Origin of the sequence: Microbacterium sp. LWH3-1.2, from assembly GCF_040675855.1 — a bacterium.
Taxonomy (GTDB): Bacteria; Actinomycetota; Actinomycetes; order Actinomycetales; family Microbacteriaceae; genus Microbacterium.
Window position 1 is genome coordinate 1,948,644 of sequence record NZ_JBEGIK010000001.1, and the last position, 20,205, is coordinate 1,968,848.

Annotated in this window: 15 protein-coding genes; 6 read left to right on the forward strand and 9 right to left on the reverse strand. The window is 71.6% G+C overall.

The genetic code is table 11. From position 1 onward, the window contains the following. Positions 1 to 3: 3 nt before the first annotated feature. Genes MRBLWH3_RS08950 through MRBLWH3_RS08965 form a run of 4 tightly spaced genes read right to left on the reverse strand, consistent with a single transcriptional unit; the run spans position 4 to position 4,485 of the window. Positions 4 to 1,020, reverse strand: a complete 1,017-nt coding sequence (locus MRBLWH3_RS08950) for an AAA family ATPase (protein WP_363430730.1) — start codon at positions 1,018 to 1,020, stop codon at positions 4 to 6. Then, the gene (locus MRBLWH3_RS08955) at positions 1,017 to 2,204 is read right to left on the reverse strand and encodes a DUF4350 domain-containing protein (RefSeq protein WP_363430733.1); all 1,188 of its coding nucleotides are present in this window, start codon (positions 2,202 to 2,204) and stop codon (positions 1,017 to 1,019) included. Before MRBLWH3_RS08955 ends, MRBLWH3_RS08950 begins: the two co-directional genes overlap by 4 nt. Next, on the reverse strand, positions 2,201 to 2,881 hold the full coding sequence (locus MRBLWH3_RS08960) for a DUF4129 domain-containing protein (RefSeq protein WP_363430736.1): 681 nt from the start codon (positions 2,879 to 2,881) through the stop codon (positions 2,201 to 2,203). Before MRBLWH3_RS08960 ends, MRBLWH3_RS08955 begins: the two co-directional genes overlap by 4 nt. Further along, on the reverse strand, positions 2,878 to 4,485 hold the full coding sequence (locus tag MRBLWH3_RS08965) for a glycerophosphoryl diester phosphodiesterase membrane domain-containing protein (protein ID WP_363430739.1): 1,608 nt from the start codon (positions 4,483 to 4,485) through the stop codon (positions 2,878 to 2,880). The genes MRBLWH3_RS08960 and MRBLWH3_RS08965 overlap by 4 nt, the downstream gene beginning before the upstream one ends. Before the next feature lie 243 nt (positions 4,486 to 4,728). On the opposite strand from MRBLWH3_RS08965, the gene mtrA reads away from it, so the two are divergent. The 5 genes from mtrA (at position 4,729) to hpf (ending at position 10,382) form a co-directional block, all read left to right on the forward strand. Beyond that, positions 4,729 to 5,409, forward strand: coding sequence for an MtrAB system response regulator MtrA (gene mtrA / locus MRBLWH3_RS08970; RefSeq protein WP_363430742.1), 681 nt, complete (start codon positions 4,729 to 4,731; stop codon positions 5,407 to 5,409). A gap of 6 nt (positions 5,410 to 5,415) precedes the next feature. After that, complete coding sequence (mtrB, locus tag MRBLWH3_RS08975) at positions 5,416 to 7,140, forward strand: MtrAB system histidine kinase MtrB (protein ID WP_363430745.1); 1,725 nt, start codon at positions 5,416 to 5,418, stop codon at positions 7,138 to 7,140. Then, positions 7,137 to 8,846, forward strand: coding sequence for an LpqB family beta-propeller domain-containing protein (locus MRBLWH3_RS08980; RefSeq protein WP_363430748.1), 1,710 nt, complete (start codon positions 7,137 to 7,139; stop codon positions 8,844 to 8,846). Before mtrB ends, MRBLWH3_RS08980 begins: the two co-directional genes overlap by 4 nt. A 94-nt stretch (positions 8,847 to 8,940) precedes the next feature. Next, on the forward strand, positions 8,941 to 9,600 hold the full coding sequence (locus MRBLWH3_RS08985) for a phosphoribosyltransferase family protein (protein ID WP_363430751.1): 660 nt from the start codon (positions 8,941 to 8,943) through the stop codon (positions 9,598 to 9,600). 122 nt (positions 9,601 to 9,722) lie between these two features. Next, positions 9,723 to 10,382 carry a ribosome hibernation-promoting factor, HPF/YfiA family gene (hpf, locus tag MRBLWH3_RS08990; RefSeq protein WP_363430754.1) on the forward strand — a complete coding sequence of 220 codons (660 nt, stop codon included), beginning with the start codon at positions 9,723 to 9,725 and terminating at the stop codon, positions 10,380 to 10,382. Positions 10,383 to 10,745: 363 nt separating this feature from the next. Here hpf and MRBLWH3_RS08995 read toward each other — a convergent pair whose 3' ends face one another. Next, positions 10,746 to 12,104 carry a hypothetical protein gene (locus tag MRBLWH3_RS08995; RefSeq protein WP_363430757.1) on the reverse strand — a complete coding sequence of 453 codons (1,359 nt, stop codon included), beginning with the start codon at positions 12,102 to 12,104 and terminating at the stop codon, positions 10,746 to 10,748. A 206-nt stretch (positions 12,105 to 12,310) separates the two neighbouring features. On the opposite strand from MRBLWH3_RS08995, the gene MRBLWH3_RS09000 reads away from it, so the two are divergent. After that, positions 12,311 to 14,002: a SulP family inorganic anion transporter gene (locus MRBLWH3_RS09000; protein WP_363430759.1), complete on the forward strand. Its 1,692-nt coding sequence runs from the start codon at positions 12,311 to 12,313 to the stop codon at positions 14,000 to 14,002. A gap of 90 nt (positions 14,003 to 14,092) precedes the next feature. On the opposite strand, the gene MRBLWH3_RS09005 is transcribed toward MRBLWH3_RS09000, so the two are convergent. The 4 genes from MRBLWH3_RS09005 to MRBLWH3_RS09020 all read right to left on the reverse strand — a co-directional run bounded on the left by MRBLWH3_RS09005 (position 14,093) and on the right by MRBLWH3_RS09020 (position 20,200). Further along, positions 14,093 to 15,889, reverse strand: a complete 1,797-nt coding sequence (locus MRBLWH3_RS09005) for a DEAD/DEAH box helicase (RefSeq protein WP_363435402.1) — start codon at positions 15,887 to 15,889, stop codon at positions 14,093 to 14,095. Positions 15,890 to 16,008: 119 nt separating this feature from the next. Next, positions 16,009 to 18,873 (reverse strand): ABC transporter permease, encoded by a 2,865-nt coding sequence (locus tag MRBLWH3_RS09010; RefSeq protein ID WP_363430762.1) that lies wholly within the window; start codon positions 18,871 to 18,873, stop codon positions 16,009 to 16,011. Further along, positions 18,870 to 19,586 (reverse strand): ABC transporter ATP-binding protein, encoded by a 717-nt coding sequence (locus MRBLWH3_RS09015; protein ID WP_363430765.1) that lies wholly within the window; start codon positions 19,584 to 19,586, stop codon positions 18,870 to 18,872. Before MRBLWH3_RS09015 ends, MRBLWH3_RS09010 begins: the two co-directional genes overlap by 4 nt. Next, a complete protein-coding gene (locus MRBLWH3_RS09020; RefSeq protein WP_363430768.1) occupies positions 19,583 to 20,200 on the reverse strand; it encodes a PadR family transcriptional regulator in 618 nt (205 codons plus the stop codon). Before MRBLWH3_RS09020 ends, MRBLWH3_RS09015 begins: the two co-directional genes overlap by 4 nt. Between the last annotated feature and the right edge of the window lie 5 nt (positions 20,201 to 20,205).

Here is a 20,205-nt window from a genome sequence, read left to right on the forward strand (position 1 = left end):
GCGTCAGATCGGGACGCGGGTCTGCTGCAGGACCGAGCCCAGCACGGCGTCGACCGACACGCCCTCGAGCTCGGCGTCCGGGCGCAGCCGGATGCGGTGGCGCCACGTCGGAAGCAGCATCGTCTGCACGTGGTCGGGTGTGATCGCGGGGTAGCCGCCGAGCCACGCCCACGCCTTCGACGCCGCGAGCAGGGCGGTCGCCGCGCGCGGGCTCACCCCGAGCTGCACGGAGGGGCTCCGGCGCGTGGCCTGCGCGAGATCCACGACGTAGCCGAGCACGTCGTCCGAGACGGTGACGGATGCCGCCGCCCGCTGCGCCGCGCGGATCTCATCGGCAGTGGCCGCACGGCGAAGCCCTGCGCCCGCGAGGTCGCGCGGGTCGAACCCGCTCGCGTGGCGACGGAGCACGGCGAGCTCGGCATCTCGCGCGGGCACCTCGACGATGAGCTTGAGGAGGAACCGGTCCAGCTGCGCTTCGGGCAGCGTGTACGTGCCCTCGTGCTCGATGGGGTTCTGCGTCGCTGCGACGAGGAAGGGGTCGGGGAGCGGCCGGGTCACGCCGTCGGTCGAGACCTGGCGCTCCTCCATCGCTTCGAGCAGAGCCGCCTGCGTCTTGGGCGGGGTGCGGTTGATCTCGTCGGCGAGCACGACGTTCGTGAAGACAGGTCCCTCACGGAACTCGAACTCGCCGGTCTTCGCGTCGTACACGAGCGAGCCCGACACGTCGCCGGGCATGAGGTCGGGCGTGAACTGGATGCGCTTGGTGTCGAGGCCGAGCGCTGTCGAGAAGGCCCGCACGAGGAGGGTCTTGGCGACTCCGGGAACGCCTTCGAGCAGCACGTGGCCGCGCGAGAGCAGCGCGATCAGCAGGCCCGTCACGGTGCCGTCCTGCCCGACGACGGCCTTGCCGACCTCGAGGCGCACGCGGTTCATCGCCTCGCGCAGCGCGACGTCGTCGAGGGGCGCGCCCTCCGGTGCGGCGGGCGCGTCGGTGTTGGCGGAGGCGGGCGTGTCCGTCATCGGGGATTCCTTTCGGGGCGGACGGCCGTGCGGACGGCGTCCTCGAGATCTCTCAGGCGTGTGCTCAAGGCGACGAGGTCGGCGTCGCCGCGGGCGATGTCGTCGATCAGGGTGCCGCGCACGGTCCGCCGGTCGAGCCCGGCGCGGCCCGCGGCGGCGTCGGCGATCTCGGGGGCGGCGGCGTTGACGGCGAGCCCGAGAAGTGCGGCGATGCGGCGGAGTGAGCCGATCCGCAGCCGGTCCGCGGCGTGCAGGGGATCGCCTGCGCGTGCGTAGAGGCGCGCACGGCCTTCGGTCGTCTCGGACGCGCGCACCGTCACCGGCAGCCGCTCCGCGACGAGGGGACCGAACCTTCGGCCGCGCCATACGCCCGCCGCGATGCCGGCGACGAGGAGCAGCGCGATGACCGCGCTCACCCAGGGCGGCGTGAGATCACCGAGGGAGGGGTTCGTGTCGGCGAGGTCGGTGTCGGCGGGACCGGGCACGTACCAGACGACGAGCGGATGCCGCCCCATGAGGTTCGCCGCGAGCGCGGCGTTGCCGTTCTCGGCGAGGTGCTCGTTGGTGAAGAGCGGGCGGGCGTCCACCGCGGCGACGCGGCCGCCGTCGGCCCCGTCGACGAGGAGCCCGAAGGCATCGCCGACGGGGTAGCAGCCGTCGTTCCCGCTGTAGACGGCACCCGGCGCGACGGCGCCGGCGCGGATCGCGTCCTCGATGTCGCAGTCGGGCTCGATCGCGGTGTCAGGCGCGACTCCGGCGGGGGCGGAGCCCGCGAGCAGCAGGTCGAGTGTGCGGGCGCGCGGTTCGACGAGCACGATGTCGGTGGCCCCGGCCGCGAGGTCGGCGAGCGCGTCGTCCGAGAGCGCCGGCGCGTCGGGCAGCACGAGGGTGGCGGGTCCGGTGCGGAGAGCCTCGGTCGCCGACGCCCGGTCGCGCATGACCCGCACCTCGACGCCGTGGTCGCGCAGGATCTCGGCGAGGGCGCGGGTGCCGGCGGGGCCGGTCGAGTCCGGGTCGAGCGCATCGCGCTGGGTCCACTGGTTCGCCGCCGACACCGCACCGCCGATCCCGCCGATCACGAGCAGGGCGAGCCCGATCGCGACCCACGTCGCGATTCGCCGGCCGCGCCGGGGCGCAGCATCCGGTGTCGACGTCTCCGGCGGGCTCGCGGTCGCGGTGCTCACGCGGGGACCTCCTCGCGCACGACGGGGCGCGCGGAGACGACGGCGTCATCGGCGGATTCGACGAGGCGGTAGAGCTCCTCGGTGCCCGGACGGCGCAGATAACGGACGTCGTCGAAGGCGGTCGCTGCGGCTTCGAGCCGGGGTTCGAGCGCGGGGAAGGCGGCGCCTGCGGCTCGCGCGAACGCATGCACGGTGGCGCCCGGGGGCGGGTCGACGACGCCGCGCTCGAGGCAGCCCCGGGCGAGAGCGCGGAACCGGAGCACGATGGCGGCGTCCCAGTCCGAGGCGCGTGCGCGCTCGGCCGCGGCCGAGCGCAGTTCGGCGGCGGAGCGGTGCTCGGCCTCGCCGAACAGCAGCGGTGTCCGCGGCGCGGCGCGGCGCGTGACTCGCGGCATGCCCCACAGCAGGAACGCCGCGACGATGACGACGGCGACCACGATCGCCGCGACCAGCGCGAACGTGGAGCCCCAGCCACCCGAGAGGTCCGGATTGAGCAGCGACATGATGAAGTCGCCGACGGCGCGCGCGATCCGGTCGAACGGCGTCGGCTCGGCGATGTCGTAGGCGGGGTCCGACAGCTCCTGCTCCGCCCACCGCCGCGCTTCGTCACCGTCCGGCGTGAGGGGCGGGACGGCGTCGAGGACGCGCGCGAGGGCGCGGAGAGCGGCGGGGGTCACGCCCACGGCGACTCGCGGTGGGCGCCGTCGGGCGCGGCGCCGGGGGCGGTCCAGCGGGTGGGGGACTGCTCGTCCGCGGGTGGCGGGGATGCGGGGGCGGCGGCCGGAGGGATGGCGGGCGGCTGCGCGGGCGCGGCGGGGCCGGGCGTCGGGGCGCCCTGCGCGGGCGGAACGCCGTGACCGGGCTGGGCCGAAGCCCCGTATCCGGTCGGTGGCCCGTACCCGGGTTGCGGTGCGTACCCGGGTTGCGGTGCGTACCCGGGTTGCGGTGCGTACCCGGGTTGCGGTGGGTACCCGGGTTGCGGTGCGTACCCGGGTTGCGGTGCGTACCCGGGTTGCGGTGCGTACCCGGGTTGCGGTGGGTACCCGGGTTGCGGTGCGTACCCGGGTTGCGGTGGGTACCCGGGTTGCGGTGCGTACCCGGGTGGCGGCCCGTAGTCCGGCTGTGCCTGCGCCGAGAAGACCGCGCCGGCCGGCTCCGCCGGGTATCCCGGAATCGAGTAGCCGGGCGGGTACGGCGCGGAGCCGGGTGCCGGGTACGCGCTCGGAATGCCGCGCGGCGCGATCTCGCGCCCGATGTGCTCGCGATAGGGGTCGGCGAGGGCGGTGGCTCCGGCATCCCGTCGCTCCACGTACGCGAGCAGGTCGAGGTCGAGCCCCTCGCGGCGCATGCGGCAGTCGATGTAGATGAGTGCGGTCGCGGTGGACTGCACGACGACGGCGACCGACTGCAGCAGCAGGGTGAGCACCTGGGTGAGCAGGGTCGCGGCGATGAAGCCGATGATGGCCGTCGGCTCGGGATCGCCCGTCGGCGCGATGATCGTCGTCAGCCCCATCGAGAGGAAGCTCATCGGCAGGCTCACCACTTGCGCGACGGCGGCGAAGATGACGCTGATCACGATGATGATGGCGAGGGCGGGCCAGAAGCGACGGCGCGTGAGGGTCCACGAGCGCGACAGCGCCTGGACGATCGTGGCGTGCTCCACGATGATGGCCGCCGGCACCAGCAGCAGCTTGATCATGAGCCACCATGTGAGGGGGATCGACGCGAGGATGACCAGGATCGTGAGCACGATCGCCGCCGGTGGTGCCGCGATCGCGATGCTGACGATCGCGAGCACGACCACGGCGACCAGCGCGACGATCGCCAGGACGACCAGCAGCGAATAGCCGATCAGGCGCCACGCGATCGGCTTGACCTGGCGCCAGAGGGCGCCGAGGGTGAGCTTCTCGGCCACGGCGGCGTGCGTCACCTCGACGACGACGATGCCCTGCACGATGACGCTGAGCGCGCCCGCGGCGAGCGAGAGTACGATCCCCGCGACGGCGGTGAGGGCGATCGACCCCGCCATCACCGTGTCGTACTCCTCGGTGCCCGGCCGCAGCGTGTCGAGGCGCGAGAACGACGCCCAGCCGACCGCGAGCACGCCGCCCAGGACCACGATGTACGCGAGCGTCTGCACGACGAGCGCGAAGCCCAGCAGCACGCGCGGGTTCTGCCGCAGCGCTGAGAACGAGCGGCCCAGGATCGTGCCGAACGACAGCGGGTGCAGCGGGATGATCCCGGGGCGTGACGCCGGCGTCCAGGCCGGGTATGCGGACACGATTCCCCTCTCGGTCGGCGGCGCGTCGCGGGTTGCGCAGCGCATCGGCCGCGCGCTCCGGACGGCGCTTGCCCCTATCGTTCCACATCGAGCGGATGCCGCAGCGGCCGTGTGGATGAGGCTCTCGGCGTCCGTTCGGGCGAGCTTCGGCCGGTCCACAGCCCTGGTCGACTACTCTGTGGGAAGCGCACGGGGACGCGCACGTCGTCCTCTGCGCCTGGACAGAAGGAACGAACGCGCGCGATGACTTCACGCATCCTGGTGGTCGACGATGACACCGCCCTTGCCGAGATGATCGGGATCGTGCTGCGCACGGAGGGATTCGAGACGGCCTTCTGCGCGGACGGCGCCGAGGCCGTCGAGGCGTGGCGCGCCGAGCGCCCCGATCTCATCCTCCTCGACCTGATGCTGCCGGGCATGGACGGCATCGAGATCTGCACCCGCATCCGCGCCGAATCCGGCGTCCCGATCATCATGCTCACCGCGCGCACCGACACGGCCGATGTCGTGAAGGGCCTGGAGTCGGGCGCCGACGACTACATCGTCAAGCCCTTCAACCCGAAGGAGCTGGTCGCCCGCATCCGTACGCGGCTGCGGCCCGCGAGCCAGCCCGCGAACGACTCGCTCCGGATCGGCGACCTCACGGTCGACGTGGCGGCGCACGAGGTGCGTCGCGGCAACGGGCCCATCGCGCTGACCCCCCTCGAATTCGAGCTGCTCGTCGCCCTGGCATCCAAGCCCCAGCAGGTGTTCTCGCGTGAGATGCTGCTCGAGCAGGTGTGGGGCTACCACTACAAGGCCGACACTCGTCTGGTGAACGTCCACGTGCAGCGGCTGCGGGCCAAGGTCGAGAAGGACCCCGACAATCCCAAGATCGTGACGACGGTGCGCGGCGTCGGATACCGCGCCGGCGCCGTCGTCTAGGCCGCCATGACCGCGCCGATCACGGCCGTGACACCGGCGCGCGCCCGCATCCCCTGGTGGCGGCTCTGGCGAGCGTGGCCGGGGGAGATCGCGGGGCTCTGGCGTCGCTCGCTGAGGTTCCGCACGATCCTGGTGACGATCGGGCTCACCGCGCTCGCGGTCGTGGTCGCGTGCGTGTGGATGGCCCTTGCGATCCAGAACGACCTGTTCGCGTCGCGCAAGGACCAGGTGCTGATGGACGCCGAGCAGGCGCGCGCCGCGGCGCAGCGGACCCTCGACGCGTCGGTGCAGAACGACTCCATCCAGCTGCAGAACGTCATGACCCTGGCGTTCACCGCGCTGCGCGACCAGTCGTCGGCCGTGATCGTCGGCGCCTACCGGATCGGGCCCCTCGTGCCCAACGCGCCGCAGGACTTCAGCACGAACGAGGAGGTGATGAACGAGCTGCTCACCATCCCGATGCGGGCGCTCGTCCGCACCAATCCCGACCAGCAGATCTGGCAGCCCGTCGCGCTTCCCGACGGTGACGACTCCACCGTCCCGGGAATCCTGGTGGGTCAGCAGCTCACGATCGAGGGTGTGGCGTCGTACGAGCTGTACCTGGCCTACGACCTGGCCAACGCGCCGGAGACGCTCACGTTCGTGCAGCGGACGCTGTGGGTGGTCGGCATCGGCCTCGTCCTGCTCATCAGCGGCATCGCCTGGTTCGTCCTGCGTTCCGTCACCACCCCCATCAGTGAGGCCGCCGACACCAGCGCGAAGCTCGCGGCGGGCCGTCTCGACGTGCGCCTCGAAGTGCACGGCGAGGACGAGCTGGCGACGCTCGGCCGCTCGTTCAACGCGATGGCCGACAGCATGGAGTCGCAGATCAAGGAGCTCGCCGATCTCTCGCTCGTGCAGCAGCGCTTCGTCTCCGACGTCTCGCACGAGCTGCGCACGCCGATGACGACGATCCGCCTCGCCGCCGACATGATCAACGACCAGCGGGACGACTTCGACCCCGCCACCGCACGCGCAGCCGAGCTGCTCAACGCCCAGGTGCAGCGGTTCGAGACGCTCCTCACCGACCTGCTCGAGATCAGCCGCTACGACGCGGGATCGGTCCAGCTCGAGCTGGAGCCGACGAGCCTGGCCCACCTGGCGGAGGACGTGATCGGATCGATGCAGCAGCTCGCGGAGCAGCACGGCACCGACGTGCGTCTCGTTGCGCCCGGGGGGTATTCTCCGGTCGACATGGACCCGCGGCGCGTTCGCCGCGTGGTGCGCAATCTCCTCGGCAACGCGATCGAACACGGCGAGGGTCGTCCCATCGTGGTCAGCGTCGACAGCAATCAGCAGGCCGTCGCGATCGGCGTGCGCGACTACGGCATGGGAATGAAGCCCGAAGACGTCGAGCACGTCTTCGACCGGTTCTGGCGCGCCGACCCGTCGCGCAAGCGCACGATCGGCGGTACCGGCCTCGGCCTGTCGATCGCACTGGGCGACGCGAAGCTGCACGGCGGCGAGCTGGCGGTCTGGTCCGAGGTCGGCCGCGGCACGAACTTCGTCCTGACCCTCCCGCGGCAGGCCGCACCGCTCGACGGGGAGTCGCCGATCCCGGTCGATCCCGGCGACGACGCCGTCGCCGCCCTGGACGACCTCGGCCTCACGTCTCCGATCGACCTGCCCCGCGCCGATGGTGCGAATGGTGGGAGCGGGACGGATGCTGCGCCCCGAGGAGGATCCGCATGACCCGGGTACGCGGCATCCTGGCCCTCATCCTCGCACTGTGCGCGGTCGTGGTGACCGGCTGCGCGGGCTTCCCGACGGGCGGGCCCCCCGAGTACGGGCTCGAGAACGGCAACACCGGAAACGGCTCGCAGAACGTGGTGTTCATCCCCAACCGGCCGCAGCCTGGGGCGACACCGCAGCAGATCGTGGAGGGCTTCATCGATGCCGGCTCGGGCCCCGGCGTCGTCGGTCGCTGGGACGTCGCCAGGGAATTCCTGACGCCTGCCATGGCCGAGACGTGGAATCCGGATGCGCAGGTGATCGTCGACGAGCGCGCCGAGCGCGACTACGTCGAGACCGGGGAGGGGCTCGTCGACTTCGCATCCGAGGTCCTCGGGTCGGTCGACGACAAGGGGTCGTACCAGCGTGCCGATCTCTCGCCCGGAAACTGGACGTTCCGCCTGGACCAGCAGGAGGACGGCGAATGGCGCATCAGTGAGGCACCCGACGGCGTCTGGCTCGACGAGGCCCAGTTCCCGCAGGTGTTCCACCGCTATCCGCTGATGTACTTCGACCCCTCTTGGCAGTTCCTCGTGCCGGACGTCCGCTGGTTCCCCGTCACCAAGGCTGCGGGCAGCATCGCCAACGCCCTCGTCAACAAGCCGATGAGCGAGTGGCTGGCCGAATCGGTGCAGACCGCCTTCCCCGACGGCGTGTCGGAGGTCGCGGTGGTGCCAACGGCGGACGAAGGCGTCTCTGATGTCGCCCTCAAGGGCGACGCCATGCTGGCCGCGAGCAGCGACGCTCGCAACCGCATGCTCACACAGCTCGAGGAGAGCCTTCGCGCCGCCGGCGTGACCGAGGTCGTGATGACCGTCGAGTCCGCCCCGATCGACGCGCAGCCCGTCGCGGTGCGTTCGACGCGCGTGGCGGCGGCCCCCCTGGTGCTGACGGAAGCCGGCTTCGGCTTCCTCACCGGAGACGAGATCGACAAGATCCCCGGCCTCTCGGCTGCGGTGGAGGCCGCCTCGCCGGTCAGCGTGCAGGTCGGGGCGGAGCGCGACCTGGCGGCTGCCCGCCTGGCCTCCGGGGCGGTGGTGCGGCTGAACTCGGCCGGGACCGAGCCCGAGGTGCTGGACACGCGTCCGAGGCTGGTCGATCCGGTGATCGACCCGGCCGGGGTGGTGTGGAGCGTCCCCCAGGACGATCCGTCGGCGCTGCGCGCCTACCTGCCCACGGGGGATGTGATCGAGGTCGCGGACGCGTGGGGCGACGCGACCGCCATCGCCGGCATGGCGCTGTCCCGCGACGGCACGCGCCTCGCCGCGGTGGTGAGCGCGGGCGGGCGCACGGTGGTGTCGGTGGCCGGAGTCGTCCGCGAGGACGGCGTGCCGGCGCGCATCGGCCAGCCGATTCAGCTCGCGGTGGTGGGCGGCGCCATCATCGGCGTCACGCGGATCGGCGTCACGTGGATCGACGACGTCTCGGTCGGCGTGCTCACCAGCGGGGCTGACACCGACTCGACGGTCATCGAGCAGGTGGTCGGCGCACCGACCGCCGGCTCCACCGCCCCTTCGGGAATCGCCGCGATCGCCGGTGGCACGGGAATCTCGAGCCTCCGCCTGCGTGCCGAGGACGGCACCCTGTACGTCAAGCGCGGCACGAGCTGGCAGCCCACGGCGACCGGCATCGTGGTCCTCGCGACCCAGCAGGGCGCGCCGCAGTAGCGGCTCCTCCACACCCGTCTGCGCGAGCGAGCCGTCCACGGATCGTGGCGGTGGGCGCCGGGTCGCCCCCTGCGCGCGGGAAGCTGGGGCGGTGATGTCGGAGATCGTGCTCGCGGTGCGCGAGGCCTGTGCGGACGCGCTGGCGCTGCTTCTTCCCGTCGCGTGCGCGGGGTGCGACGAAGCCGACGTCGCTCTGTGCGAGCGATGCGCGTTCGCCCTCGCCCCCGATCCCCGCGAGCAGGTCGTGGACGCGCCCGGTGGGGCCGTCGCGGTGTGGAGCGGGCTCGCGTTCGACGGGGTGCCCGCGCGAGTGCTGCGCGCGGTCAAGGAGGACGGGCGCACCGGCTTGGCGACGGCGCTCGCGCCCGCGCTGACGGCGGCCCTTGACCGCGCGGGTGCCGCGGACGCCGTGCCCGTGCCGATGCCCACGTCTCGCCAGGCCCACCGGCGGCGCGGCTACCGCGTTCCCGATCTGCTCGTGCGGCGCACCGGTCGCCGTCCCCGTCGGCTGCTGCGCTACGCCCGCCGCACGTCCGACCAGCGAGGTCTCGATCGCGACGCTCGGGCGCGGAACGTCGCCGACAGCCTGGTTGCGGCGGACGCCGCGGGCCTGCGCGTCGTGGTCGTCGACGACGTCGTGACGACCGGCGCCAGCCTTGCCGAAGCGGTCCGCGCGCTGCGCGCCGCGGGTGCCGACGTGGTGGCTGCGGTGACGGTCGCGGCCACCCCGCTGAGGCGTCCCACGAGCCGGTGAACGGCATCCTGACGCATTCGAAACTCACAGGTGACAGAGTCCGGACGCGCGGCTAGCGTGGGGATGACAAGGCGACTGATGGTCCGCCCTTGGCCGGGCGGACCGGAACAAGGAGGTCAAGGATGGAAACCAGCATCGTCGGCGTGGGAGTGGGCATCACAGATCGCTTCCGCGGTGTCGTCGAGGAGAAGGCCCTCCGCATCGAGAACCTCGCCCCGCGCGCTCAACGCGTGGACGTCAAGGTCACACACCGCGCGTACCACAACGGTCGTATGGAGGATGAGACCGTCGAACTCACCGTCAACGGCAAGGGGCCCGTCATCCGGGCCGAGGCCACCGACGGCGACAAGTTCACCGCACTGGACCTCGCGGTCGACAAGCTGTGCGAACAGCTGCGCCGCGCGAAGGACAAGCGCGTCGACGCGCGCAACCACCCGCGCGGCGCCAAGTTCGAGAAGGGCAGCGGCGCGCTCCAGGGGATCGATCTGCAGCCGGCGTCGGTCGACGTGCTCCGTGCCGTCGCCACCGGTGAGATCCCTGTCGTCACGGGCAACGAGGAGGAAGAGGGCTACACGCCGGTCGTGATCCGCACGAAGGAGTTCCACCCGGAGTGGATGTCGGTCGAGGAGGCCGTCGACCGCATGGAGCTGGTCGGCCACGACTTCTTCCTCTTCATCGACGCGCGCACGGACCACCCGAGCGTGGTGTACCGCCGTAAGGGCTGGGACTACGGGGTGATCTCGCTGACCACCATGGCGCAGCCGGAGGAGCTCGCGTCCTGACACATTCTCCGAGGGGTGCGGTCGCTGCGGCGGTCGCACCCCTTGTGCGTGTCCGTGAAACGGATGCCCCCACCCGGTCGACGATGGAAGTCGGTACGCCACCGACGAGTCGAATCGTAGTGGCCGCGGCATCCGGGTCATCCGTCCACAGGTGTCTGACGTGATCATCCGAAACACCCGCCTGCGGGGTCGCCGCCCTCGGACCCGGCCCCAAGGGTTCGTGCAGGTTTGCCGGAACACGGGTCCGTGACGTGACACGCCGGGGGACGGATGCTTCACCCGGCGTGTCGTCGTGACCAGCCCGTGTTTCTGCCGAGGAGGCGGTGAGGTGAGCAGGGAGGGGTGAGACCGCTCCGGGAGACGTCAGTCGATGAAGCCGTCCAGGATGCTGCCGATCACCAGGCCGCCGAGGATGCCGCCCATGAGGTCGCTGCCGCCGCTACGGCGACCGCCGCCCCACCCCTGCTGGCCGTAGCCCGGGCCGCCCCACTGGTCGGGCTGCGGACGGGCGGCGTCGATGTCACGCTGCGCCAGCTGCAGGGCCTCGCTGGCGAGGAACGCGGCACGGCGGGCCATGGCGAACGCCTGTTCGCGGTGATCCTCGTCGATCGTGGTGACCGCGGCAGCGGAGGAGCCGAGGTAGCGGTCGAGGTCGAGGCGCACCCGCTCGGCCTCGGCGAACCGCGTGCGGGCGTCGGCGCCGATCCAGCCGCGGTGCCCCGCGATCACGTCGCGCGAGACGGCGAGCTGGCGGTCGGCGTCGTCGATGGCGTGGCGCACGTGCTCGAGTGGCGGAATCGGACGGGCGGCTCGATCGCGTGCGGCCGCGATCGCGGCATCCAGTCCCGCGTTGGCCTCGCGCAGACGTGAGAGCTGCTCGAAGGGATCGGTGTTCACGCCTGCGGCCGGAAGCGCGGCCAGCGCCGCCTGCAGCTCCTCGATCGCGGTCTGCACCGCGGCGGAGTGCGGCTCCCTGAGCGCGACCACGAGGTCTGCGCGGGAGTCTTCGACGATCGCGGCGAGCGTGGACTCGGCGCGCAGCGCCTCGACCTCGAAGGTCTCGACCGCATCGATCAGCGTCTCGGCGCGGCGCACGGATTCGGTGGATGCCTCGAGGGCCAGGTTGGCCTGCTCACGCTGGCCCGCCTCGCGACGGCGCTCCGCAACGCCCGCGCTGTGCTCGGCGAAGCCGAGCAGCTGCTCCGCCTCGGCCGGGTTCGCGTCGATCTGCGAGAGCGCGTGCGACGAGTAGCGGACGGCCAGCCGATCGACGGTCGAGCGGGCATCGGGGAGCCGCAGGCGCAGGCGCGCAGCATCCGCCCGCACCTTCGCGATGATCTCGGGTGCGCGACGTGCCCGCTCGATCGGCGCCGCGAGCGCCTCGGTGCGGTCATCGAGGAGGTCCTCGGCCCATTCGCACAGCTGCACGATGCGCGCGTTGCGGGTGCGCAGCTCTTCGGGGGTGTCGGGGATCTCGTCATGGTTGAGCTGGTGGAGGTGGAACGCCTCCTGCAAGTGCGTGCGCACCGACGCGAGCGCCTCGCGAAGCTCCTGCGTGGGACCGGCGCCCAGCTCGGCGTCCGCGAACGCCAGCTCGTCGGTCGTGAGGCGGATGCGCTCGTCGGCCGCGACCAGCGCCTGCTGTGCACGGCGCGCCAGATCGGCGTCCTGCGTGTTCAGCTCTTCCTGCTCGCGCTTGCGTCTGCCCCAGAATCCGGCCATGGATCGATCCTACGGGGGCCGCTGGGAGCGGGCTGAGGCATGCGGGACCGACAGGGGATTGTTCGCGCAGAGCGTGCCCCTGGCGCACGCGCGCCCTGGTGCCCCAGAATGAGCGCATAGTCGCGTGGCCGGGCGCCTGGGGTCCTCGCGGCACCTCCCCGCCGACGTCGGAGGCGCCGGCGCGATCCTCGCCCAAGGGAGTCCACATGGCCCTGCCCTCTTTCCTCGTCCCGGTCTCGCTGCGCGGCTACAAGATGTCGTGGCTTCCGAGAGACGTCATCGCGGGCGTGACGCTCGCCGCCGTCGCGATCCCCGAGGTGATGGGATACACCTCGATCGCGCAGACGCCGATCGTCACCGGGCTCTACACGATCCTGCTGCCGCTGCTCGCCTTCGCACTGCTCGGAGCGTCGAAGCTCCTCGTGGTCGGCGGAGACTCGGCGACGGCGGCGATCATGGCCGGGGGCCTGCTCACCGCAGGCATCGCCGGACTCGATCCGGGCTCAGCGCAATGGGTGGCGCTGTGCGGGCTCACCGCGCTTGTCTGCGGTCTTCTGCTGATCCTCGCGCGCGTGCTGCGCCTCGGCTTCATCGGCGACTTCCTGTCGGCCTCGGTTCTCATCGGGTTCCTCACCGGCGTCGGCATCCAGGTCGCCACGAGCCAGATCCCCGACATCCTCGGCGTGCCGAAGGGCTCGGGCAACTGGTTCCAGCAGCAGTGGGCGTGGATCACCGAACTCGGCCAGGTGTCGTGGCCGACCCTCGCCTACGGCGCCGCGACGATCGGCATCGTCTTCGCCTTCAAGATCTTCCTGCCGAAGGTCCCTGGGGCGATCATCGCGGTCGTCGGTCTGCTGATCCTCGCCACGGCGACGAACGCGTCGAGCTACGGCGTCGACGTCATCGGCGCCGTCCAGGGCGGGTTCCCGCCGATCGGATTCCCCGCTGCGGCGTGGAGCGACGTGCCCGCCGTGCTGTCGACGGCGTTCGCCTGCTTCATCATCATCATCGCCCAGAGCGCGGCGACCTCGCGGAGCTTCGCGGCCAAGCACGGCGATCGCGCCGATGTGAATCGCGACATCGTCGGGCTGGCAGCATCCAATCTCGCGGCCGGGTTCAGCGGCACGTTCGTCGTGAACGGGTCGCCCACGAAGACCCAGATCCTCGACGGCCAGAAGGGGCGCACCCAGGTCGCCAACCTCACGGTCGTCGCCGTGGTGCTCGTCGTCCTGCTGTTCCTCACGAACCTGCTCACCGATCTTCCGAAGGCGGTGCTCGGCGGCGTGGTGTTCGTGATCGGCCTCGAACTCATCGACATCCGGGGCCTCCTGCGCATATCGCGGGTGCGCCGAAGCGAGTTCCTCATCGCGTTGGCCACCGCGCTGACGGTGTTCATCGTCGGGGTAGGTGCGGGTGTGATCCTCGCGCTCGCGCTGTCGCTGCTCGATGTCGTGCGGCGGCAATACCGCCCGCGCGACTTCGTGCTCGGCGTTCGCGGCAAGGACGGGTACGAATACACCACGGCCGCCGCCGGGGCCCAGACCGCGCCGGGGCTCGTCGTGTTCCGCTACGACGCCGACCTCTTCTACGCGAACGCGTCGTGGTTCGTCGACGACGTGCAGCAGGTCGTGCAGAACGCCCCCGAACCGGTGAAGTGGCTGGTGCTCGACTGCGCCGGGATCTCCGACATCGACTACTCGGCCGGCGAGGCGTTCTCGAGTCTCGTCGACTGGCTCGACGCCCGCGGGGTTCGACTCGTGCTCGCGCGGCCCGAGACGGGCCTGCTCGACGAGTTCACGGCCTACGGCATGAGCGAGCGGATTCCCTCCGACCGCGTGTTCAGCGACCTCGATGAGGCCGTGCGGGCGTTCCCCGCGCAGGCGGGGGCCGCTGGCTGACCCTGCTGACGGGGCCGGAGTCGTCCCCGGCTCGTGCCACCTTCCCCGCGCACACCGGGACGGATGCCGCGCCCCGGAGGCGCGGCCGGGTCAGCCGTCGCTGCGCTTGTGCCGCGGCTTGCGTGCGGGACGGTCGTCGCCGTACGAGCCGCGCGACTGCGAACGGTCGCCATACCGGTCGCCGGAGCCGCGGTTGTCGCGGTACGAACCACCCGCGGCGTCCTTGCGGCGCTGCGGGCGCCCGGTGTCGGGACGCAGCTCGATGAGCTGCCCCGAGATGCGCGTGTCGGCGAGGCGGTCCAGGGCGCCGGCGGGGAGGTTCGCCGGCAGCTCGACGAGCGAGAAGTCGGGCATGATCTTGATCGCGCCGAAGTCGTCGCGGCGCAGCCCGCCCTCGTTCGCGAGCGCGCCGACGATCTGGCGCGGCTCGACCCGCTGACGCTTGCCGACATTGATGCGGTAGGTCGCGAAGCCCTCGCGGGGCGTGCGGCGCTCGCCGCGCTCCGGCCGGTCGCCGTACGCCGGCCGGTCGGCGCGGTCGGTCCGCTCGGTGCGTTCGCGCCGCGGGGCCGGCTCGGGGTCGGCCTCGAGGAGCAGCGGGGTGTCGCCCTGCGCGACGACGGCGAGGGCCGCAGCCACATCGGCCTCGGGCACATCGTGGTTGCGCACATAGTGGGCCACGATGTCGCGGAAGGCGTCGATGCGCTCGGCCTCGCCGAGGGCTGCGGTGATGCGGTCGTCGAAGCGCGACAGGCGGGTCTCGTTGACCTCGTCGACGCTCGGCAGCGGGATCTCGGTGAGCTCCTGACGCGTGGCGCGCTCGATCATCTTCACGAGCCCGCGCTCGCGCGGGGTGACGAAGCTGATGGCGTCGCCCGAGCGCCCGGCGCGGCCGGTGCGGCCGATCCGGTGGACGTAGGACTCGGCATCCGTGGGAATGTCGTAATTGACCACGTGCGAGACGCGCTCGACGTCGAGGCCGCGCGCGGCCACGTCGGTCGCCACCAGGATGTCGAGCTTGCCCGACTTGAGCTGGTTCACCGTCTTCTCACGCTGCGGCTGGGCGATGTCGCCGTTGATCGCGGCGGCGGAGTACCCGCGGGCGCGGAGCTTCTCGGCGATCTCCTCGGTGATCGAGCGCGTGCGGCCGAACACGATCATCCCGTCGAAGTTCTCGACCTCGAGGATGCGCGTGAGGGCGTCCATCTTCTGCTGCCACGCGGTGACGAGGTAGCGCTGCGAGATGTTGGCGGAGGTCTGCGTCTTCGCCTTGACCGTGATCTCTTCCGGGTCGTGCAGGTACTGCTTCGACATGCGGCGGATCGTGGCCGGCATCGTCGCTGAGAAGAGCGCGACCTGCTTGGTCTCGGGCGTCTCGGCGAGGATCGTCTCGACGTCCTCCGCGAAGCCCATCTTGAGCATCTCGTCGGCCTCGTCGAGCACGAGGTACTGCAGCTCCGAGAGGTCGAGCGTGCCCTTCTCGAGGTGGTCGATGATGCGGCCGGGGGTTCCGACGACGATGTGCACGCCGCGTCGGAGGGCGGACAGCTGAACGCCGTAGCCCTGACCGCCGTAGACGGGAAGGATGTGCACGTCCTTCAGATGGGCCGCGTACTTCTCGAACGCCTCGCACACCTGCAGCGCGAGCTCGCGCGTGGGGGCGAGCACGAGCGCCTGCGGGGTCTTCTGACCCAGGTCGAGGCGATCGATGATGGGCAGCGCGAACGCGGCCGTCTTGCCGGTTCCGGTCTGCGCCATGCCGACGACGTCGCGGCCGCCGAGCAGCGTCGGAATCGTCGCCGACTGGATCGCCGAGGGGGTCTCGTAGCCGATGTCCTTGAGGGCCTTGAGGACGGGCTGGCTCAGCCCGAGGTCGGAGAAGGTCATCGCTGCGGGCTCGGTCTGAGCCTCGGCTTCGATCTGGTCGGCGTTCGTGTGCACAGTTAACCGTAGCGGGGTGCGCCTGTGAGGCGACAGGATGCCGCTTCCCCGGCCCGCGGCGATGCTCAGGTGATGACCGTGCGGCGGGTCAGATCGGGGTTTCGAGGGGGAACCAGCCAATTGGTGACCGCGATCGCGACGGGGAGCACGACGACCACCGCGGCGATCAGCCACCACGGAACGTCCGAGAGCTGCTGGGCGCCTCCCGACTGGATCGAGAAGCCGATCGGCGGGAGCACGCCGACCGCGGCCCCGGCGAGCGTGCCGAATCCGGCGATGATCAACCCCTGCCAGAACCCGATTCCGCGTCGGAGCGATCGTGTCGCGCCGACGGCGGCGATCGTCGCATCGTCGGGTCGGCGCTCGAGCCGGGCGAGGCCGAGGGCGACCGCGCTCGCGCCGAGCACGAGCACGGCCACGGCCGCGAGGAGCGGCACCATCCACGCCGCATCGCTCGGGGGTCCTTCCTCCACGGCGGGTGCGAGCGTGAAGGAGGCGCCGCTCAGGAGCTCCGCCTGCGCCTGCATGCGGTCCCGCTCCGCCGATCCCAGCGGTGCCGGGGTCGTCGCGACGACCCGTTCCGGCAGCAGCACCATGGCGAGCCGCGCGGCGGTGCCGGGGTCGACGGCGATCGCGACCGGCTGCAGGGGGGCATCCACCACGATCGCCTCCAGGCGCTCGGTGCGCTGCGGCTCGGCGACCGCGGGAGCGTCGGGCCGACGCTCCCAGATGTTGTCGGGCACGCGTCCCTCGTAGACGTCGGCACCGGCGAAGGTCGCGATGTCGATCGCCCCCTCCGAGACGAATCGATCGTCGGCGACGAGTGCGGCGCCATCCCGGTAGGCGGCGAGGGCGGATGCGGACAGCTGCACGCCCATGACGTCCGCGACGTCTCCGGCGGCCACGACGGAGATCGGATTGCCGGGGTCCTGACCGAAGGACGAGTACGAGTCGTTCACGTCCGGGTCGAGCAGATGCTGTTCTCCGAGGAGGGCGATCGTGAGGGTCACGTGCTCGGGCACCTCCTCGGCGGACGGGTACTCCCACACGCTGTTCAACTGGCGGGACACGACCGCCGCACTGTCCGCGCCCGCGTCGCGCGCGATCTGGAGAGCGGCGGTGGCGCCGGCCTCGGCGCCTTGCGGGTCGAGCGCGCCCAGGGACGAGGCACCGGGCCAGATCGGGATCGCGATGCTCCCGGGGGGCGCGTCGTAGAACCACAGACGGGCCGTCTGAGCCGTCTGCATCGAGGACTGCGCGAGCGCGAAGACGCCGATGAACACCGTCGCGGCGATGGCGGCGAACGCCGGGACGGTGCGTGACGCGTTGGCGGCGGCGTCCCTCGACGCCAGGGTCGCGACGACGCCCGTGCGGGAGAGAACACGCGACGAAGTCCACAGCAGCCATCGCCCCGAGAGGAGGATGCCGAATTGTGCGACGATCGGCCCGACGACGATGCCGTAGGCGGGCAGGTAGCGCAGGGGCGAGTCGTAGCCGAAGGCGTTCGTGGCGTTGATGGTCGCGACGGCGAACGCGCACAGCAGCGTCATCGCCACGCCGCTCACGATCAGCACAGATCCCCAGAGCGGGCGCGCGGCGACGGGCTTCTGCGGTCGGCGCGCGCCCCGTAGCGCCTGGAGAGTGTCGGAGCGACCGACTCTACGCGCCGGTATCCAGGCAGACACCGTGCCGACGATCACGGCGAACACGAGGACGGCGGCGACCAGCTCCCACGGCACGTGGAAGCCCCAGAACTGCGTCACGCTGCCGTAGGCGCTCAGCGTGATCACGAGCGCGGCGATGCCGATCCCGCCGGCGATGCCCACCACGCCGCCGACGAGACCGAGCGCGGTTCCCTGCAGCAGCACCGTCCGCGACAGATCCCGACGGTCCGCTCCCACGCTTGCGGCGACCGCGAGGGCGCGCTGCTGGCGACGGGCCGCGACGGCGAAGGCGGCCCCCGCGAGCATCACCACCACGTAGCCGGCGAACAGCGCCGCAACGGAAAGCATGAGCACGAGCGGCCACATCTTCGCCCACCGGTCGGTGGATGCCGACGAGTAGTAGCGGTTCGAGAATTCCGGCGGGTCGACCGCCACGGCGCGCGAGTAGGCGACCAAGCCGCCCTCCTCGTTGAGTCGCTGCACATCGGCCCACGACAGCTCGCGCTCCGGGAGGTACCAGCGTTCGGTCCCCCCGACGGAGTCACGGGCCTGCTCGGGGAGGAACACGGCAGCGACGCCGTCGGCGATGGTCCCCGCATCGAGGGTGCCGGTGACGGTGTAGGTCGGCCCGTCCGACAGCCGCAACGCATCGCCGATCTCGAGATCGAGACGTTCGAGCGCGGCGGGGGTGACCATCGCGTCGCGATCCGCCACGGGCCGATCTCCCGACACCAGCTCGAACGCGTCGGCGAACCGCGGATCCCACGTGTCGCCGGCCCAGGCCGGGAGCAGCGCCGACCCGTCGTCGGTGGCGATCGAGACCATCCCCCTCGAGACGGTGAGAACCTCGGTGCCGGCGGGAAGGAGCCCGGCCGGATCGTCCAGCGGCTCGCCATCCGGCATCGTCATGACGCCGTCGGCGTCGATCGGGTATCCGTTCCACTCCGGCTCTGACGGCACCTGCCAGAACCCTTCGCCGGGGACGCCGGCTGGGGCGATCCACGCCTCCATGTCACCGAGCTCGGCTGCTGTGCGCTCCTGCGGGGTGGCGATGGCGCTCGCGGTGAAGACGAGGAACCCGGTCATGCCCGCGATGGGAAGCGCCACCAGCGTCGTCACCAGCGCACTCGACACCCACGCGCGTCGCAGCTGCCTCCGCGCCATCCGGATCGCGACCCGCCAGCGGGCCGTCCGCGAGCCTCGGTCGGGGTGGGGTAGCGGCGGGGGAGTGGGCGCGTCGACGCTCCGCTCGAGGGTGCTCGTCATCGGGCCGCCAGCAGCGAGTCCGCGTTTGCGCGGCGCGACTCGTCGACGATGCGGCCGTCGCGGAGGAAGACGATGCGGTCGGCGAAGGCGGCGTGGCGGGCCTCGTGGGTGACGAGGATGCCGGCGGCCCCGGCATCCACCCGCGCGCGCAGCATCTTCAGCACCATCTCGCCGGTCACCGAGTCGAGCGCGCCGGTGGGCTCGTCGGCGAGGATCAGACGTCGGCCGCCGACGACGGCTCTGGCGATCGCCACGCGCTGCTGCTGGCCGCCCGACAGATCGTCGGGGTAGGAATCAGCCTTGTTCTCGAGCCCGACGGACGCGAGGGCGTCCCGCCCCGCGCGACGCGCGACCCGCGCCCGGAACCCGTCGAGCTCGAGGGGCAGCGTGACGTTCTCGAGCGCCGTCAGCGTGGGGATGAGGTTGAAGTCCTGGAATACGAAGCCGAGCGAGCGGCGACGCAGCCGGGCCAGCTGTGCCGGAGTCTGCTCGCTGAGGTACTGGCCCTCCACGATCACCTCCCCGGTCGTCGGGATCGCGAGTCCGCCCGCGATCGACAGCAGCGTCGACTTGCCCGAGCCCGACGGGCCCATCACCGCGACGAGCTCGCCCTGGCTCACCTCGAAGTCCACGCCGGAGAGCGCCGATACCGCGGTCGCCCCCGTGCCGTACTGCTGCGTCACCCCGATGAGGCGCAGCACGGTGTCGGTCATCGTGCCTTCTCGGGAGAAACGGATGCCTCGGCGCGAGCCGGGCGGCCGCGCTTGGGCTTGTCGGTCGAGAGCTCGAGCGCCATGGCGTGATGCGGATGCAGCGCCAGGCGCTGCTCGGAGTGGTCGAGCCAGCGGACCTCCGCTTCGGCCGAGAAGATCATGGAATCGACGACGAGGGACCACGCCAGCTCTTCCGGGCCGTCGGGGTTCGCGCCGGCGTACTTGGCGCGGTTGAGCTCCTGCAGCTGCGCGAGCGAGGCGCGGCGCTGCGTCTGGATGATGTCCGCCACCTCCACTCCCGGCAGAGTCGCGGCGACCGCGAGCTTGATCGCCAGCTCGTCACGGGTGGCCTGCGCGCGCTGCACCGGTGAGGCCAGCCAGTCCCGCACCTCGGCGGCTCCGGCATCCGTGATCTCCCAGTAGACGTGACCGTGCTCGTCGACGTCGCCCTTCTCGACGAGTCCGTCGCGCTCGAGGCGGTCCAGCGTGTTGTAGATCTGACCCACGTTGAGCGGCCAGGTCGATCCGGTGCGCCGGTCGAACTCGGCGCGCAGCTGGTAGCCATAGCACGGGCCCTGATCGAGGATCGCGAGCAGACTCTGTCGGACGGACATGGGAT

Excerpts from the sequence above, each read along its gene's own strand:
- mtrA (WP_363430742.1), top strand. The coding sequence starts at position 4,729 with ATGACTTCACGCATCCTGGTGGTCGACGATGACACCGCCCTTGCCGAG.
- MRBLWH3_RS09015 (WP_363430765.1), bottom strand. The coding sequence starts at position 19,586 with ATGACCGACACCGTGCTGCGCCTCATCGGGGTGACGCAGCAGTACGGC.
- MRBLWH3_RS08985 (WP_363430751.1), top strand. The coding sequence starts at position 8,941 with ATGTCGGAGATCGTGCTCGCGGTGCGCGAGGCCTGTGCGGACGCGCTG.
- MRBLWH3_RS08980 (WP_363430748.1), top strand. The coding sequence starts at position 7,137 with ATGACCCGGGTACGCGGCATCCTGGCCCTCATCCTCGCACTGTGCGCG.
- MRBLWH3_RS09020 (WP_363430768.1), bottom strand. The coding sequence starts at position 20,200 with ATGTCCGTCCGACAGAGTCTGCTCGCGATCCTCGATCAGGGCCCGTGC.
- hpf (WP_363430754.1), top strand. The coding sequence starts at position 9,723 with ATGGAAACCAGCATCGTCGGCGTGGGAGTGGGCATCACAGATCGCTTC.
- MRBLWH3_RS09010 (WP_363430762.1), bottom strand. The coding sequence starts at position 18,873 with ATGACGAGCACCCTCGAGCGGAGCGTCGACGCGCCCACTCCCCCGCCG.
- MRBLWH3_RS08995 (WP_363430757.1), bottom strand. The coding sequence starts at position 12,104 with ATGGCCGGATTCTGGGGCAGACGCAAGCGCGAGCAGGAAGAGCTGAAC.
- MRBLWH3_RS08950 (WP_363430730.1), bottom strand. The coding sequence starts at position 1,020 with ATGACGGACACGCCCGCCTCCGCCAACACCGACGCGCCCGCCGCACCG.
- mtrB (WP_363430745.1), top strand. The coding sequence starts at position 5,416 with ATGACCGCGCCGATCACGGCCGTGACACCGGCGCGCGCCCGCATCCCC.
- MRBLWH3_RS09000 (WP_363430759.1), top strand. The coding sequence starts at position 12,311 with ATGGCCCTGCCCTCTTTCCTCGTCCCGGTCTCGCTGCGCGGCTACAAG.
- MRBLWH3_RS09005 (WP_363435402.1), bottom strand. The coding sequence starts at position 15,889 with ATGACCTTCTCCGACCTCGGGCTGAGCCAGCCCGTCCTCAAGGCCCTC.